Consider the following 16,838-nt stretch of genomic DNA (forward strand, 5'->3'; position numbering starts at 1 on the left):
GGGATCACCGGGATCGCCCCAGGGCCCACTCGTGCAGTCGAGGGGGCGGCTGCATCCGAGCCCTGCCGCACCCACCCCGGGCGTGGCCCGCAGCTCCGTAGCCCGCAGTGGCCGACACCCGAGGGCCGACGCGGGGCGACGGGGCTCAGGGCAGGTCCGGGTGGGGAGCGGGGGGTGGGGTGTCCTCCGGGGTCGGGGGGATCGGGCGCGGGGGTCGGGTGGTGGAGTGGTCCTGGCCGTTCGGGGTGGTGGCCTCCGTGTGGGGTGCGGCGGGGGGTGCCGCGTCGGCGCCCGTCGGCTGCTGCGCCTTTTCCAGGAAGCGGAGCAGTTCCACCGGGAAGGGCAGCACCAGCGTGGAGTTCTTCTCGGCGGCCACCGCCACCACCGTCTGCAGCAGCCGCAGCTGCAGCGCGGCGGGGGTGTCGGCCATCTGCTGCGCCGCCTCCGCCAGCTTCTTCGACGCCTGGAACTCCGCGTCGGCGTTGATGATCCGGGCCCGGCGCTCACGGTCCGCCTCGGCCTGACGGGCCATGGACCGCTTCATCGTGTCCGGCAGGGAGACGTCCTTGATCTCGACCCGGTCGATCTGCACGCCCCAGCCCACGGCCGGGCTGTCGATCATCAGCTCAAGGCCTTGGTTGAGCTTTTCGCGGTTGGACAGCAGATCGTCGAGGTCGCTCTTGCCGATGATCGAACGGAGCGAGGTCTGCGCCATCTGGGAGACGGCGAACCGATAGTCCTCGACGTTGACGATCGCGGCCCTCGCGTCCATGACCTTGAAGTACACGACCGCGTCGACCCGGACGGTCACATTGTCGCGGGTGATGCCCTCCTGGGCGGGGATCGGCATCGTCACGATCTGCATGTTGACCTTGTGCAGCCGGTCGACCCCGGGGATCACCATGGTGAAGCCCGGCGCCCGCGCGGGGTCCATGACCCGCCCGAGCCGGAAGACCACGCCGCGTTCGTACTGCTTGACGACACGGGCCGCCGCGGTCAGGTAGACCAGGCCGACGGCGCCGAGGCCCACGAGGGCGCCCAACAGGTCCGGGAGCATGACGGCCTCCTCCGCTCAGAGGTCCGTTCCATCCGTTCCTGTAACGATATGCCCGGTGTCTGGTCCGGGGCCACGCCCCTGCCCCGGACCAGACCAGCGCGTCACCGCGCCGTCGTGAGCCGCACCGGCTCGGTCCCGGCCGAGCTGTGCCGCTCGGCCCAGGACTCCAGCGCGGTCCGGCAGGCGTGATCCAGGTGGTGCAGGCCGGACAGGTCGAGCCGGACCGGCCGGTCCGTGGGCAGCGCCTCCAGGCTGTCGAGGATCTTCGGCAGCCGCAGAAAGGTGGCGTTGCCGGACAGATACGCCTCGACGGGGCCGGCGCCCTTGTCGACGAACTCCAGCCTGACGTGCGAGGCCTCCCACGCGGTCTTGCCGATCGCCAGTGCCAGGCCGATGAGCACGCCCTCGAACATGCTGACCGCGACGATCGACACGGCCGTGACCACCAGGATCAGCGCCTCGCCCCGGGACTCGCGCCACAGCACGGCCAGCGCCCGCACCGGGATGAGCTTGGCGCCCGAGTACACCAGGATGCCCGCGAGGGCGGGGATCGGGATGTAGCCCAGCACGTCCGGCAGCAGGGCCGCGAACAGCAGCAGCCAGACGCCGTGCAGCACCCGGGAGGCCTTGGTGCGGGCGCCCGCCTGCACGTTCGCCGCGCTGCGCACGATCACCGCGGTCATCGGCAGCGCGCCGAGCAGCCCGCAGATCGTGTTGCCGGCGCCCTGGGCGAACAGCTCCTTGTCGTACGCGGTGCGTGGTCCGTCGTGCAGCCGGTCCACGGCCGCCGCGCTGAACAGCGACTCGGCGGACGCGATCAGCGTGAACGCGACGATCGTGCCGAGCACCCCGAGGCCGGCGAGTTCACCGAAGGCGCTCAGCGGCGGCGGCTGGATCGAGCCGAGCAGCCCCTGCACCTCGACGGTGGCCACCGGCAGGCCGAGGGCCATCGCGGCCAGCGTGGCGAGGCCGACCGCGGCCAGCGGGCCCGGCACCACGCGCATCGCGGCGGGGGCGAGCTTCCACAGCACGAGGACCGCGATCGTGCCCGCGCCGAGGGCGAGGGAGGCCAGCGCGTCCGCGTCACCGAGGGCGTCCGCGAGCGCCCCGGGGAGTCCGGCTATCTTTCCGGGGCCCGAATCGGGGGCCTCGGCGGCCAGCGCCGGGTACAGCTGTCCTGCGATCAGGACCAGACCGATCCCGGCCAGCATGCCCTCGACCACCGAGACCGAGATGGCCCGGAACCAGCGGCCCAGCCGCAGGGCGCCCATCGTCATCTGGAGCACCCCGCTGACGAGCACGATCACCCCGAGCGCGGGCAGCCCGAACTGCTGCACCGACTCGAAGACCAGCACGGTGAGGCCGGCGGCCGGACCGGAGACCTGGAGGCTGCTGCCGCGCATCAGCCCGGTGACGATGCCCCCGACGATGCCGGTGACCAGGCCGAGTTCGGCCGGTACGCCGGAGGCGACGGCCACGCCCACGCACAGCGGGAGCGCGACCAGGAAGACGACGAGGGAAGCGGTGAAGTCCTGCCTGAGATGAGGGAATGTGTTCGTCACGGCGCCGCTCACAGTGCTTCGAAGGTGTCGGTCTGCGCGACGTGCGCCCGGACGGCGCCGGTGTGCACCTCGTAGTACCAGGCGTGCAGGGCGAGTTGCCCCTGGGCCAGCTTCCGGGCCACGCACGGGTACGAGCGCAGCCGCAGCAACTGGGTCAGGACGTGGCTCTGCACGCCCTCGGTGACGGCGGGGTCCTCGGCCGCTCCGGCCGGGCGCGGGGTCGCGTGCGCCAGCCAGTCGCGCACGGCGGGTACGGCGGTCAGGTCGTCGCCGCGCACCAGCGCGCCGACGGCACCGCAGTGGGAGTGGCCGCAGACGACGACGTCACGGACGCCGAGCACCTCGACGGCGTACTCGATGGTGGCCGCCTCGGCCGTGGGGTGCGCGGAGGCGAGGGGCGGGACGATGTTGCCGGCGGTGCGCAGTTCGAACAGCTCACCGGGGCGGGCGCCGGTGATCAGGGCCGGGACGACCCGGGAGTCGGAGCAGGTGATGAACAGGACCTGCGGCGACTGGCCCTCGGCGAGCTTGGCGAACTCCTCAGGGCGCTGTCCGAAGGTACGGGCGTTGTCGATGAGGGGCTGCATGGTGTCTTGTTCCTCCTGGCGCGCCAGAACGGCGCGTCGGACGTGCACGACGGTTGCGGGGGCTGCCCGTCTCTCAGCAGCGGAAGACCTGAAGCGCCGCCGGGGTGTGGGCTCTTGAGGGTCTGGAGATGCGGTGGTAGGCGGCGCCGGGCGCACTCGCCCCGCGTGCGCTCCTCAAGGCCCGGTCGGGCAGCGGGCGCCCGGGCACCCGCCCAGAGGCGGCGGAGCGCCGACGGTCACGGGCGGGCGTCGCGCCGGGCGGCTCCTCGCCGTACCCCGTGTCGCGGTGCGTTCCCGTGCCGTCACGCGACGGCTGTCCGGAAAACTCGCTTCCGGATTGACCTTTGGCCTCGACATGACGGAATGTATGCGCGGATGTGAAGGAATCCGTGGGTGCGAAGAACTGCAGGGCGAGCAGGGCGGCGACGAGGAGCGTCATTGTGCTCCGGCGCGTTTCACCTCGGAACATGCGCCCCCCTCTCGACCGTTCACACCTCTAGTACGGACCAAGCATTGGTCAATGGATGGTCAAGAAACACGTTAACCCTGCAAAGTTCTTTGCAGGGTTAAATCCACGTTTCGGGCGTGGGAGAGCCTGAAAATTGCGGGTCCTATGGCGTGAACCAGTCGTTGACCCGCTGACTTTGATCGACTGTCAGGCCGCCACGAGGGGCTTCGCGTCCCGGGCGAGCGCGGTGAGCCGGGATATCGCGCGGAAGTACTTCTTGCGGTAGCCGCCGTTCAGCATCTCCTCGCTGAACAACGCGTCGAAGGGCACGCCGGAGGCCAGGACGGGCACTTCACGGTCGTAGAGCCGGTCCGCGAGGACCACCAGGCGCAGCGCCGTGGACTGATCGGGCACCGCCCGCACATCGGTGAGGCACACGGCCCGCACGCCGTCCGTCAGCGCGCCGTAGCGGCTCGGGTGCACCTTCGCGAGGTGGTCCAGCAGACGCGGGAACTCGTCGAGCGAGGCACCGTCGGTGGCGTACGCCGTCCGGGTCACCTGCTCGTCGGAGAACGGCGCCGGCGCCTCGGGCAGGCCGCGGTGGCGGTAGTCCTCGCCGTCGATGCGCAGGGCGCGGAAGTGCGCGGACAGGCCCTGGATCTCGCGCAGGAAGTCGGCGGCCGCGAACCGGCCCTCGCCCAGCTTGCCCGGCAGGGTGTTGGAGGTGGCGGCGAGCGCCACGCCCGCGTCGACCAGCCGGCCCAGCAGCGTCGACACCAGGACCGTGTCGCCGGGGTCGTCCAGTTCGAACTCGTCGATGCACAGCAGCCGGTGGCCGCTGAGGGTGCGCACGGTCTCCTGGAAGCCGAGGGCGCCGACCAGGTTGGTCAGCTCGACGAAGGTGCCGAACGCCTTGAGCGCGGGCTCGGCCGGGGTGGCGTGCCACAGGGAGGCCAGCAGATGGGTCTTGCCGACGCCGTACCCGCCGTCCAGGTAGACGCCGCGCGGGCCGGCCGGGACCTTCGCCCTGGACCGTCCGAAGCCGAGGAACCCGCGCTTCGCGCCGCCCGTCGCGAACGACCCGTCCAGAGAGGCCGCGAAGCCCTCAAGGGCCCGCACGGCCTCGGTCTGGCTGGGTTGGTTCGGGTCCGGCAGGTAGGTGGCGAAGCGCACCGAGTCGAAGCGCGGCGGCGGCACCATCTCGGCGACCAGCCGGTCCGCGGGGACGTGCGGCTCGCGGGAGCACAGGGACAGCGGGGCCGCGTCGGCGGCGGAGCCGGGCCGGGAGGCGGCGGTGGAGGACGACACGGTTCCCCATGGTAAGCGCCGTGTCACACTGCACCTCATGCGACGCCTGTTCCCTGTGACCGAAGAAACAGCAGCCCAGGACTTGGCCGCGGACGCCGCGCGGGCGGGGGCGGGAGCCGCCGCGGGGGCAGCCGCGGCCTCCGCTTCCCCGGGCGCGAGCGACCGCGTGGAGCGGGAGTGGAGTCTCGACGAGCTGGCCGCCGCCTACGCCTATCCCGAGCCGGCCCGGCACGGCGCGGAGGCATGGCTGCGGGCCAACATGGTGTCCACACTCGATGGCGCCGCCCAGTACGAGGGCCGTTCGCAGCCCATCTCCGGCGCGGCCGACATGCGGATCTTCGGGACGCTGCGGGCCCTCGCGGACGTCGTGGTCGTCGGCGCCCAGACGGTACGCAAGGAGGGGTACCGCCCCGCACGCGCGCGTGCCGAGTTCGCGGCGGCCCGCGAGGCCGCGGGACAGGGCCCGGCCCCGGCCATCGCGGTCGTCAGCGCGAGCCTGGACCTGGACTTCTCGCTCCCGCTGTTCACCGCTCCGCTGGTGCCCACGCTGGTCCTGACCGGCGCCGCGGCGGACCGGGACCGGATCGCCGCCGCCGAGCGGGCGGGCGCCCGGGTGGTGATCGCGGGCGACGGCACCGAGGTGGATCCGGTGCGCGCGGTGCGGGCCCTCGCCGGGCTCGGCCACACCCGGCTGCTCACCGAGGGCGGCCCCCGGCTGCTCGGCCGGTTCGTCGCCGCCGGGGTGCTCGACGAGCTGTGCCTGACGCTCTCGCCGATGCTCACCGCGGGCAACGCCCAGCGCATCGCGGACGGTCCGCCGGTCGCCGTGCCCCGGCGCTTCGAACTCGTGTCGCTGCTGGCGGAGGCCGGATATCTGTTCGCCCGCTACCGGCGGTCCTGAAAACATCGGAATGTGTCGTTCCGTTTTGCCCCCGCCGGGCACACTGGATCCGGCAGGACCCGTGCGACCACGGGGCAGGATGGTTTCCGCAGGGCCAGGTACGGTCCACGCAGGAGAGAGGGGCCAAGGGGCCCTCGAAGGAGAATGGGGCGCTGGTGTTCACAAGCGTTTTGATGATCGAGAAGGCCCTGACGTCCGCCGACGTGGAGTTCGTCACCACCTTGCACGGAGACGAGGCGGTCTTCTTCCATGTGCTGCTCCAGCCGCGGGGCGACCAGGCCGACCGGCTGCTGCGGGCCATCGACGACATCGCCCTCGGCGAACTCGACGACGCCGCCCGCGAGGGGGAGACACCCGAGGGCGCCGCCGCGAAGGAGCCCGCCGAACAGGCCCTGTCGGTGTCCCTCACCGCACTGCGGGCGGCCGGCAGACAGGCGCAGGGGCGGCTGGTCGAGGACCATCCGCTGGACGCCCTGAAGGTGCTCGTCGACGAGGTCGGGGCCGACGAGGTGATCGTCCTCACCGACCCGCACTACGTGGAGGAGTTCTTCCACCGGGACTGGGCCTCGCGGGCCCGGCACAAGGTGGGGGTGCCGGTGCTGAAGCTGTTCTCGCACAGCAAGGCGTAGCCGCTCCGCGGCGACCCCTCACCCGGCCCCCCGCGCCCCGGGCGCAGGGACCGGCGTCGCTCGCGCCCGACGGCGCCGCTCGGGCACGGCCGCGCTGCTTGCGCACGACGGCGCTGCTTGCGCACGACGGCGCTGCTTGCGCACGACGGCGCTGCTCGGGCGCGACGGCGCTGTTCGTGTACCGCCGCGTCGCTCGGGCACGGCCGCGCCGCTCGTGTACGGCCGCGTCCCTCGCGTACGGTCGGCGGTCCCTCGGTGGCGTGTGGGACGGGCCCGGGGTGCCGTCCACGCAGGGCGGGCCGGAGGCCCCTCGCCCCACCGGCGCGAGCCGCCGCGGCGGCTGCCGGTCCGGGGCGGCGCACGGAGCGCGCCATCGCCGTCCGGCGCGCGTCGGTGACCACCGTGCTCGCGGAGCCTCGCTGCGCGGAGCCCGGCGCCCGAGCGCATAGGCTAGGCGTGCTCAGCCCGCACCGTGATCCTGGGGAGATTCGCATGGCACCCGGCCTTCCTGCCGCCATGGACCGACCGCACTTCATCGGCATCGGCGGCGCCGGAATGTCGGGGATCGCGAAGATCCTCGCGCAGCGTGGGGCCAAGGTCGCGGGGAGCGACGCCAAGGAGTCGGCGACCGCCGAGGCCCTGCGGGCGCTCGGCGTGACCGTACACATCGGGCACGCGGCCGAGCACGTCGCCGACGACGCCGACTGCGTGGTCGTGTCGTCGGCGATCCGCGCGGACAACCCGGAGCTGGCCCGCGCCGCCGAACTGGGCATCCCGGTGGTGCACCGCTCCGACGCCCTCGCCGCCCTGATGGACGGCCGGCGGCCGATCGCCGTCGCCGGCACCCACGGCAAGACGACGACCACGTCGATGCTGGCGGTGGCGCTGACCGAGCTGGGCCTGAACCCGTCGTACGCCATCGGCGGCGACCTGGACGCCCCCGGATCCAACGCCCTGCACGGCACCGGCGAGATCTTCGTGGCCGAGGCGGATGAATCGGACCGCAGCTTCCACAAGTACGCGCCCGAGGTCGCGATCGTCCTCAACGTCGAACTCGACCACCACGCCAACTACGCCTCGATGGACGAGATCCACGAGTCCTTCGAGACCTTCGCCGGCCGGATCGTGCCCGGCGGCACCCTGGTGATCGCCGCGGACCACGAGGGCGCCCGGGAGCTGACCCGGCGGCTGGCCGGTTCGGTGCGGACGGTGACATACGGCGAGCGCGCGGACGCCGACGTGCGGATCCTGTCCGTCGTCCCGCACGGGCTCACCAGCGAGGTCACCGTGGAGCTGGACGGTGCGCCGCTGACCTTCACGGTCTCCGTGCCCGGCCGGCACTACGCGCACAACGCGGTGGCCGCGCTCACGGCGGGGGTGGCCCTCGGCGTCCCGGCGCCCGAGCTGGCGGCGGCGCTGGCCGCCTACACCGGGGTGAAGCGCCGGCTTCAGCTGACGGGCGAGGCGGCCGGCGTGCGGGTCGTCGACTCCTACGCGCATCACCCGACCGAGATGACCGCCGACCTGGAGGCGATGCGGGCCGCCGCGGGAGACGCCCGCATCCTCGTGCTCTTCCAGCCGCACCTGTTCTCCCGCACGCAGGAACTGGGCACGGAGATGGGCCGGTCCCTGGCCCTCGCGGACGCCTCGGTCGTCCTCGACATCTACCCGGCCCGCGAGGACCCGATCCCCGGCGTGACCAGCGAGCTGATCGTCGAGGCGGCGCGCGCGGCGGGCGCGGACGTCAGCGCCGTGCACGACAAGGCGGAGTCCGTGTCCGTGATCGCGGGAATGACGAGGCCCGGTGATCTCGTTCTCACCATGGGCGCGGGCGACGTGACCGACCTGGGCCCGCTGATCCTGGACCGCCTGTCGCAGCAGTGAAGGGGCTGAGACCCATGTCGTACGACGTCGAGAAGCCGGACGAGCAGTGGCGCGCGGAGCTGAACCCGGCCGAGTACGCGGTGCTGCGCCAGGCCGCCACCGAGCCGGCGTTCACCGGTGAGTACACGGACACCAAGACCACCGGGGTCTACTCCTGCCGCGCCTGCGGCGCCGAACTCTTCACCTCGAACACCAAGTTCGAGTCCCACTGCGGCTGGCCGTCCTTCTACGACCCGAAGGACTCCGACGCGGTGGAGCTGGTGGAAGACCGCTCCCATGGCATGGTCCGCACCGAGGTCCGCTGCGCCCGCTGCGGGTCCCACCTGGGCCATGTCTTCGAGGGCGAGGGCTACCCGACCCCGACGGACCAGCGGTACTGCATCAACTCGATCTCCCTGCGGCTCGCCCCCGCCGGGAGCTGACGTCCGCGGAGCCGGGCCGGCTGTGGTGCGGCTCGCGGGGGTGCGTAGGGTGGCGGGGTGATCAGGGTGCCGGAGGGGTTCGTGCGGGGCACCGTCGGGCGGGAGGGGGAGGCCGGGGCGGCATGGCTCGACCGGCTGCCCGGGATCGTGGAGGAGCTGGCGGGCGCCTGGGGGTGTGTGCCGGACGGTGAGGTCATGCACGGGGGCGTCGGCGTCATCGTCCCGGTGCGACGGGCCGCCGGAGCCGCCGTGCTGAAGGTGTCGTTTCCGCACCCCGGCAACGTCCATGAGCCGGACGCGTTTGTGGCGTGGGCCGGGCGCGGTGCCGTCCTGCTGCACGAACGCGACGACGAACGGTTCGCCATGCTGCTGGAGCGGGCCCGGCCGGCGACCCTCGCGGAGGCCGAGGACGGCGACGAGCTGGTGGTGGTCGCCGGGCGGCTCGGGCGCCGGCTGGCCGTGGCCGCGCCGCCCGGTCTGCCGCGGCTCAGCGAGCAGGCCGACGCCTGGGAGGAGCGGCTGTTCCGGGACGCCGCGGAGCTGGCGCACGGGCTGTCGCGCCGGGCGCGGGATGCCGCCGCGGCGACCGTACGGGAGATGGGCCGCATCCAGCCGGACACCCTCGTCCACGGCGACCTGCACGCCCGGAACATCCTGCGCGCGGACCGCGAGCCATGGCTGGCCGTCGACCCCAAGGGGTACGCGGGAGACCCCGCCTACGACGCCGGCACCCTGCTGAACTCCCGCGCGCCGGCGCTCCTCGCGGTGGACGATCTGAGCAGGGCCGTCCACCGCATCCTGGACGTCTACGCCGAAGCCGCGGAACTCGACCGTGAACGCGTCCGGCGCTGGTGCCAGTTCCACGCCGTCCAGGCCGCGTTCTGGGGCCGCCGGCACGGCTTCCGCAGAGCCCGCACCGGACCGCGACTCGATTCGCTCGTCCACTTCGTCGAGCACTTGGCCGAGTTGCTCACCGAACGCGCGTAGAGCGATCCGGCCACGGTCCGGTCACGACCCGGCGGCGAGCCGTCGCCTGCCAAAGTACTGAAACAGTCCCGGTCTAAACTCTTCACGCAACGGCCTGCGCACCGAAGACCGTGGCCGGAAGTGGGCAATATCTGCCAAACCCGAAGGGTATTCGGCGTTTTGATACGGATAGATTCAGTCACCAAGCGGTACCCGGACGGCACCGTGGCGGTCGACCGGCTGTCACTGGAGATACCGGACCGCTCGATCACCGTGTTCGTCGGGCCCTCCGGCTGCGGCAAGACGACGACGCTGCGGATGATCAACCGAATGGTGGACCCCTCCGAGGGGCGCATCCTCCTCGACGGCGTCGACATCCAGACGCAGCCCGTCAACACGCTGCGCCGGTCGATGGGTTACGTCATCCAGAACGCCGGTCTCTTCCAGCACCGCACCATCGTCGACAACATCGCCACGGTGCCCCGGCTGCTCGGCTGGAGCAAACAGCGGGCCCGCGCGCGGGCCGCGGAACTGATGGCACGGGTGGGGCTCGACGCCTCGCTCGCCAAGCGCTACCCCTACCAGCTGTCCGGCGGACAGCAGCAGCGCGTCGGCGTGGCCAGGGCGCTCGCCGCCGATCCGCCGGTGCTGCTGATGGACGAGCCCTTCTCGGCCGTCGACCCCGTGGTGCGCAAGGGCCTGCAGGACGAACTCCTGCGCATCCAGGAGGAACTGGGCAAGACCATCGTCTTCGTCACCCACGACATCGACGAGGCCATCAAGCTGGGCACGATGGTCGCCGTGATGCGCACCGGCGGCGAACTGGCCCAGTTCGCCCCGCCCGCCGAGCTGTTGACCGCTCCCGCGGACGCCTTCGTCGAGGACTTCCTCGGCGCCGACCGGGGCATCCGCCGGCTGTCGTTCTTCCCGTCGCACGAGCTGGTACTGCGCACCACCCCGGTTGTCGCGATCGACGCCGACGCCGGGCAGATCGCCGCGCGCGCCGCCGACGACGCGCCGTACCTCCTCGTCACGGACCTCGACGGGAAGCCGCTCGGCTGGAGCGCGCCGGGCGACCTCACCGCAGGGAAGATCGACCGGGAGCACCTGCTGTCGTACGGGCGGCCGTTCGTGCCCGGCACCGACTCGCTGCGCGCCGCACTCGACGGCGCCGTGCTGTCACCGACCGGCTGGGCCGTCGGCGTGGACGCCACCGGCCGGGTCGTCGGCGTCGTCTCGCAGCAGGTCATCGGCGAGGCGATCCGCTCCGCGCACGCCACCGGGCGCAGCACGGTGAAGGCCGGCCGATGAACGGCTTCTTCGACATCCCGAGCGACCTCCAGCACAGCTACTTCGGCCTGGTCGGGCTGCATCTGCGCGAGGCGCTGCTGCCGGTGCTCGCCGGACTGCTCGTCGCGCTGCCGATCGCCCAGCTCTGCGTGCGCTTCCGCCGCCTCTACGCGCCCGTGCTGGGCGTGACGACCGTGCTGTACGCGATCCCGTCGCTCGCCTTCTTCGTGGTCCTCATCGACTACACCGGCCAGAGCGAGACCACCGTGATGATCCCGCTGGCCGTCTACAGCCTCGTGGTGTTCGTCCCGGCGATCGTGGACGGGGTCCGCTCGGTGCCGCAGGAGACCCTCGACGCCGCCACCGCCATGGGGCTCGGGCCGGTACGCCGCTACCTCCAGGTGCAGTTGCCGATCGCGGTGCCCGCGATCATCGCCGGTTTGCGGGTGGCCACCGTGTCCAGCATCTCCCTGGTGAGCGTCGGCATGCTGATCGGCAACCAGGGCGGGCTCGGCAATCTGCTGCACGACGGCATGATCTACAACCAGCCCCGCCTGGTCTGGCTGTCCGTCGTCGGTACGGCCGTGCTCGCCGTCCTCGCGGACGTCGTGCTGGTCGCCGTCCGTCTGCTCCTGACGCCATGGATGCCGCGCGAGACCCGCACGGTCCGCACCGCCGGGGCCGGCACACAGCCCACCCGGCCCGAACCGACCGCGGTCGCCCTGGAGGACGCAGTCCGGTGAACGTACTCCACTTCGTCAACGCCTTCTTCAGCGACGGCGCCCACTGGCACGGCTACGACGGCATCCCCACCCGGCTGCGCGAGCACATCCAGTACTCGCTGCTGGCGCTCGCCGTCGCGGCCGCCATCGGCCTGCCGCTCGGCCTGCTGACCGGGCACACCGGACGCGGCGGCAACGTCCTCGCGTTCATCGCCACGGCAGCCCGCGCGCTGCCCAGCTTCGGCCTGCTGGTGCTGATGTTCGTGCTGCTCGGCTTCGGCCTGCTCCCGGTGATGATCCCGCTGGTGGTGCTCGCCATCCCGCCGATCCTGGTGACGACGTACGAGGCGGTGCGCTCCGTCGACCCGTCCCCGGTGGACGCCGCCCGCGGCATGGGCATGGCGGAGTCGCGGATCCTGCTGCGGGTCGAACTGCCCGTCGCGCTCCCGCTGATCCTCAGCGGACTGCGCTCGGCGGCCATCCAGATCGTCTCCACGGCCACCATCGCCGCGTACGTCAGTCTCGGCGGGGTCGGCCGCTACATCGTCGACGGCCTCTACCAGCACAACTACGAGAAGGTCGTGGGCGGCGCCACCCTGGTGGCCGTGATGGCCCTGGCGACACTCGCGGTGTTCTGGGCGGTGGCCCGGATCGCGGTGTCGCCCGGCGTGCGCAGGAGCGGCTGACGGTCAGCGCTCGGTGCGGGCCAGCGCCAGCTCCAGTACGACGAGCAGCGCGTCCCGCACCGAGCCCCGCTCCCGGGCGTCGAAGACCACCAGCGGGACGCCGTCGGCGACGTCCAGCGCCCAGCGGACCTCGTCCATGGTGTGCTCCACCGTGCCGTCGAAGGCGTTGACCGCCACGGCGAACGGGATGCCCTTGTGCTCGAAGTAGTCGACGGCCGCGTAGCAGTCGTCGAGGCGCCGGGTGTCGACGATGACGAGCCCGCCGACCGCGCCCTCCACGATGTCGTCCCACATGAACCCGAACCGGTCCTGCCCGGGCGTGCCGAACAGGTACAGCTTGAGCGTCGGGTCGATGGTGATGCAGCCGAAGTCCATCGCCACCGTGGTCGTGGTCTTGCGCGGGGTGTGTGTGAGGTCGTCGACGCCCGCCGCGACCTCGGTGATGGCGGCCTCGGTGGTCAGCGGCTCGATCTCGGAGATCGCGCCGACGGTCGTGGTCTTGCCCACGCCGAAACCGCCCGCGATGACCATCTTCACCGGCAGGGGCGGTCGTACGGCGGTGTGCGCGGCAGAGCCGTGGACCAGTGGTTCAGTCGGTGTCACGGAGTACCCCTCGGGAGTCGGGGATGGCTCGCAGGCCATCGATAACCCTGCGCAGGACGGATGCGTCGTGGGTGGTGTCGAAGTCGGGCACGTACACCGTCAACTGCCCGGCCGCGCGCAGGTCGTCGGCCAGCACGCGGACCACGTTGAGGTGCAGCCGCAGCCGGGCCGCGAGTTCGGCCAGCGACTGCGGCAGCCGGCAGGCGGCGACGATGTAGTGCCGCTCGAAGGAGAGCCCGTCGAGCGCGTCCAGACCCGCGACGGTGGCCACCACCTGGGTCTCGACGGGCATCGTCCGGCCGGAATCGCTGTCCGCGACCCGGCCGGCGGTGACCAGGAACGGCCGCACGGCGGGGGCCGGGCCGACCGGGTCGGGGCCCGGGGGCGGGGAGCCGTCCGCCATGGGTTCCTACGCTTTCTCTCTCGGTCTCGGCGGGCGGGCCGCCGGTCAGCGGGCCGACGCGACGCCGACGCTGTTCTTCAGTTCGAGCACCAGCTGGGGGCTGAGCGCGGCCCCGGCGCGGTTGGCGAACAGCGTCATCTCGTAGGCGATGTTGCCCAGCTTGGCCTCCTTGTCGGCGACCACGCCGAGGACGGCGCCGCTGCCGATCGCGGAGACGATGACATGACCGCCCTCCAGATCGATGATGACCTTGTTGAGGCCGCCCAGACCGTAGTTGCCGGAGGCGCCCGCGGCCAGGCTGGTGATGCCGGAGACGATCGCGGCCAGCCGCTCGGAGTGGGCGCGCTCGCGCAGCTCCGAGACGGCGATGAGCAGGCCGTCCGACGACACGGCGATCGCGTCGACCACGCCTGCGGTCTCGGTCGCGAAGCGGTTCAGCAGCCAGGTGAAGTCGGCCGCGGCGGCCTGCAGGTCGGTCGGCGTGGTGCCGCCCGTCGGGGTGTCACCTGTCGACGTGCTCACTGCTCGGCTCCTTCCGGATGGTGGTTCTGGTCATGCGGCTGGTCCGCGCGCTGGTCCCCGGTTCCGGGGCGCGCGAGAGAGCCGGTGTCGCTGTCGAGCCGGGCCCGCGCGACCGCGGCCTCGAACTCCTCAAGGGCGTCGCGCTCGGCCTGTGCGTCGCGGGGGCGCACCGCCTGCGGTACGCCCTGCTGGGCGCCCGCGGTCGTGCGGAGCGTGGCCCCGCGGACCCGCCGGCGCAGCGGGCGGGCGCCCGTGGCGGCGTCGTCCGCGCGGGCGGCGGACGGCGGCATCTCGGTGCGGGCGCGCGGGATCAGCGGGGGCCGGTCGCCGGGGACCGCGGCCTCGTCGTGGGCCGCGGTGGTGCCATGGGTCACGGCGGCATTCTCCACGGTCGCCGGGGGAGTGCCGTCGGCGCCCTGCGGCATCTCGCGCCGGGGCAGGCGGCGGGGGAGCGGACCGTGCGGCTCGGCGGCATTGCTGAGGTCGTGCGCGGCGGCCCGGTCCGGGTGCGCGGACGACGGACCCGGGGGCGCGCCGGCGGCGGACGGGCGCGGCGACTGCGCGGGCAGGACCGTGGCCGGGTGCGGGCCCGTGCTCACGGGCGCGTCCGCCGCGGCGCCGGCCGGGTGCTCGGTCCGGGCGGCATCGCCGGCCGACACCGGGCTCATGGCGAGCAGCAGCGAGGCCGGCAGCGACACCTCGGCCGTGACACCGCCGCCCGGGGTCCGGGTCAGCCCGACCTCGATCTCCCAGCGGCGGGCGAGCGTGCCCACCACGAACAGGCCGAGCACCTTCGTCGGCACGAGGTCGAGGCGTTCGCGGCGGATCAGCCGGGCGTTCTCCTCGGCCAGGCGCTCCGCGCTCATGCCGAGGCCGTGGTCGGTGATGACGACGTGCGCGCCCTCGGCGCCGCAGCGGACGGTCACCTCGACGGGGCTGCCCTCCGGCGAGAACGACACCGCGTTCTCCAGGAGTTCGGCCACCATGAGGGTGAGGTCGCCGATGATGTCGGGCTCGACCATGGCGTCCGACGCGGTGTACAGCCGTACCCGCTGATAGCCCTCGATCTGGCCGAGCGCGGCCCGCACCACGTTGGTGAGGGGCGTGGGCCCGGAGTCCAGCACCGTCTCGCGGATGCCGGCCAGCAGCATCAGGCTGTCGGCGTTGCGGCGCAGACGCACCGCGATGTGGTCGATGGAGTAGAGGCGTTCGAGCACGGCCGGGTCGGTCTCGCCGCGCTCAACCGCGTCGATCAACGCCAGCTGGCGGGTGGTCAGATTGCTTACTCGGCGGCCGACGTTGCCGAACATCTCGGCGGTGTTGCGCCGGCTGAGCACCTGCCGCTCCAGCAGCGCGGCGGCGGTCGTCTGCACATGGTTGAAGGCCTCGGCCAGGTCGCCGATCTCGTCGCGCGCGGTGACCGGCATGTCCCGCAGCCGGGGCGGCCGGTCGTCCTCGGTGTCGTCGTCGGCCACCCGGGCCAGTTCCCGGCCGGCCACCTCGGCGACCTCCTGTGCCACTCCGGTCAGCGCCTGCACCGGGCGGATCACCGAGCGGCGGACCAGCACGGCGAGGGCGAGCCAGAGGGCGAAGCCGGCCAGCGCTCCGCTGAGCAGCAGTCCGGCGCGCCACTGGGCCGAACGGGAGGCGTCGTCGGCCCGCTCGGCGATCTGGCCGATCAGCGAGGTGGTGATCTTCAGCCGGGCGGCGGCCTGCTCCGGGTAGTCGGCGTAGGAGTTCAGCGCGTCCTTGACGGCCTGCCGGATCTCCTCCTGGCTGCCCGCCTCCAGCCTGCTGGTGTCGATCTGCAACTCGGCGAAGGACTGCGCGATGGCGCGCTGCGCGGGGGTGTGCTCCATCCTGGTCAGCTGCTCCGCCTGCGCCTCGGTGGCGAACCGGCCGAAGCGGTCGGACTGGTGGTTGTACAGGTCGTAGGAGCCGACCGCGTTGGTGAACTCGATCAGCGCGTTGGTGTCCCCGGTCGTGGCCGAGAACACGCTGGTCTCGAAGGCACCGTGGGCGGCGTCCGCGCGCAGCAGCGAGTCCAGCAGGTTGCCGGTGAAGGTGGAGGCGAGCGAGGAGTTGCGGTCCAGGCCGAGCCCGTCGATGAGGCCCTGGGCCACGTTGGCATAGGCGGGGTCGATGTTGTCGGCCGGCAGATAGGCCGCCTCGACCGAGTCGCGCAGGCTGGACAGGCCCTCGACCTCCCGCAGGGCCTGCGCCTCGCTCTGCGGCAGCCGGTCGCCGAAGGTGTCGAGCACCTTCTGCACCTGGCTGTCCACGGCCTTCTGGGCGGCCCGGTAGGCGGCGGGGGAGGGCTTGCTGAACCCGGACTCGTAGCGCACCGACAGCAGGATCGCCTGCTGGTGCTCGGCCTCCACCCGGTCCACCAGCCGGGCGACCTGCGCGCTGTCCCGTACGAGCTGCGCCGCCGAACCCGCCGTGTTCGACTGCTGGACCAGATCCGTGATCAGGTACGACAGGAGTGCGGCGACCACGGCCAAGGGAACGCCGACGAGCAGGTTGAGTTTGCGCCTGAAAGGCCAGCGGTCGGCGAAGCCCCTGATGCCGCTCCGCGTCGGCGGGGCGTGCCGGGCGGGCGCGTCCACCTCGTTCGTGGACACCGGTCCTCCTTCGTGGGGGGTGTCTCCGCGGGGCGTGACCGCCTCGCTGTGCGGGGGCCTCGTCGCCCCGGTGGTGGGGCGTCCTCGCCCCCGGAACTGTTGCGCAACGACGCCGAAGCGGAATCCGTGCACCGCTGTGCCCGCTATCAACTGCGGTGAGACTACAGCTTCCTCGAAGGACTGATCAGCTCGCCTTTCATCAAGAATCCGTTACAAAGCGAACG

General features: G+C 72.5%; 16 protein-coding genes. 8 read left to right on the forward strand and 8 right to left on the reverse strand.

Translation table 11 applies throughout. The features are described 5' to 3' along the window. Positions 1-145: 145 nt before the first annotated feature. From ACFYTE_RS07135 to zapE, 4 genes are all read right to left on the reverse strand, one after another. A complete protein-coding gene (locus tag ACFYTE_RS07135; protein WP_388706005.1) occupies positions 146-1,057 on the reverse strand; it encodes a slipin family protein in 912 nt (303 codons plus the stop codon). Between the two features lie 101 nt (positions 1,058-1,158). After that, positions 1,159-2,619, reverse strand: coding sequence for a SulP family inorganic anion transporter (locus ACFYTE_RS07140; protein ID WP_388706008.1), 1,461 nt, complete (start codon positions 2,617-2,619; stop codon positions 1,159-1,161). An 8-nt stretch (positions 2,620-2,627) separates the two neighbouring features. Then, a complete protein-coding gene (locus ACFYTE_RS07145) occupies positions 2,628-3,206 on the reverse strand; it encodes a carbonic anhydrase (RefSeq protein WP_388706011.1) in 579 nt (192 codons plus the stop codon). A gap of 655 nt (positions 3,207-3,861) precedes the next feature. After that, entirely contained in the window at positions 3,862-4,962 is a 1,101-nt protein-coding gene (gene zapE / locus ACFYTE_RS07150; protein ID WP_388706013.1) for a cell division protein ZapE, read from the reverse strand. 37 nt (positions 4,963-4,999) lie between these two features. Between zapE and ACFYTE_RS07155 the strand changes: the two genes are divergently transcribed. From ACFYTE_RS07155 to ACFYTE_RS07190, 8 genes are all read left to right on the forward strand, one after another. After that, on the forward strand, positions 5,000-5,863 hold the full coding sequence (locus tag ACFYTE_RS07155; protein WP_388706016.1) for a pyrimidine reductase family protein: 864 nt from the start codon (positions 5,000-5,002) through the stop codon (positions 5,861-5,863). 155 nt (positions 5,864-6,018) lie between these two features. After that, entirely contained in the window at positions 6,019-6,492 is a 474-nt protein-coding gene (locus tag ACFYTE_RS07160; protein ID WP_388706018.1) for an indole-3-glycerol phosphate synthase, read from the forward strand. A 492-nt stretch (positions 6,493-6,984) separates the two neighbouring features. Then, positions 6,985-8,376: a UDP-N-acetylmuramate--L-alanine ligase gene (gene murC, locus ACFYTE_RS07165; protein ID WP_388706020.1), complete on the forward strand. Its 1,392-nt coding sequence runs from the start codon at positions 6,985-6,987 to the stop codon at positions 8,374-8,376. 14 nt (positions 8,377-8,390) lie between these two features. After that, positions 8,391-8,798 carry a peptide-methionine (R)-S-oxide reductase MsrB gene (gene msrB, locus ACFYTE_RS07170; RefSeq protein WP_388706022.1) on the forward strand — a complete coding sequence of 136 codons (408 nt, stop codon included), beginning with the start codon at positions 8,391-8,393 and terminating at the stop codon, positions 8,796-8,798. A gap of 57 nt (positions 8,799-8,855) precedes the next feature. Beyond that, positions 8,856-9,785 (forward strand): aminoglycoside phosphotransferase family protein, encoded by a 930-nt coding sequence (locus ACFYTE_RS07175; RefSeq protein ID WP_388706024.1) that lies wholly within the window; start codon positions 8,856-8,858, stop codon positions 9,783-9,785. A gap of 159 nt (positions 9,786-9,944) precedes the next feature. Next, complete coding sequence (locus tag ACFYTE_RS07180; RefSeq protein ID WP_388706027.1) at positions 9,945-11,075, forward strand: ABC transporter ATP-binding protein; 1,131 nt, start codon at positions 9,945-9,947, stop codon at positions 11,073-11,075. Continuing rightward, positions 11,072-11,797, forward strand: coding sequence for an ABC transporter permease (locus tag ACFYTE_RS07185; RefSeq protein ID WP_388706029.1), 726 nt, complete (start codon positions 11,072-11,074; stop codon positions 11,795-11,797). The genes ACFYTE_RS07180 and ACFYTE_RS07185 overlap by 4 nt, the downstream gene beginning before the upstream one ends. Further along, positions 11,794-12,462: an ABC transporter permease gene (locus ACFYTE_RS07190; RefSeq protein ID WP_388706032.1), complete on the forward strand. Its 669-nt coding sequence runs from the start codon at positions 11,794-11,796 to the stop codon at positions 12,460-12,462. Before ACFYTE_RS07185 ends, ACFYTE_RS07190 begins: the two co-directional genes overlap by 4 nt. Positions 12,463-12,465: 3 nt before the next feature. On the opposite strand, the gene ACFYTE_RS07195 is transcribed toward ACFYTE_RS07190, so the two are convergent. The 4 genes from ACFYTE_RS07195 to ACFYTE_RS07210 are packed head-to-tail and all read right to left on the reverse strand — an operon-like array spanning position 12,466 to position 16,614. Then, positions 12,466-13,065 (reverse strand): ATP/GTP-binding protein, encoded by a 600-nt coding sequence (locus ACFYTE_RS07195; RefSeq protein ID WP_388706034.1) that lies wholly within the window; start codon positions 13,063-13,065, stop codon positions 12,466-12,468. Continuing rightward, positions 13,052-13,468, reverse strand: coding sequence for a DUF742 domain-containing protein (locus ACFYTE_RS07200; RefSeq protein ID WP_388706037.1), 417 nt, complete (start codon positions 13,466-13,468; stop codon positions 13,052-13,054). The genes ACFYTE_RS07195 and ACFYTE_RS07200 overlap by 14 nt, the downstream gene beginning before the upstream one ends. Positions 13,469-13,513: 45 nt before the next feature. Continuing rightward, positions 13,514-13,990: a roadblock/LC7 domain-containing protein gene (locus ACFYTE_RS07205; protein WP_351727909.1), complete on the reverse strand. Its 477-nt coding sequence runs from the start codon at positions 13,988-13,990 to the stop codon at positions 13,514-13,516. Beyond that, complete coding sequence (locus tag ACFYTE_RS07210) at positions 13,987-16,614, reverse strand: ATP-binding protein (protein ID WP_388706039.1); 2,628 nt, start codon at positions 16,612-16,614, stop codon at positions 13,987-13,989. The genes ACFYTE_RS07205 and ACFYTE_RS07210 overlap by 4 nt, the downstream gene beginning before the upstream one ends. Positions 16,615-16,838 lie beyond the last annotated feature (224 nt).

The organism is Streptomyces sp. NPDC004629 (assembly GCF_042873595.1).
GTDB lineage: Bacteria > Actinomycetota > Actinomycetes > Streptomycetales > Streptomycetaceae > Streptomyces.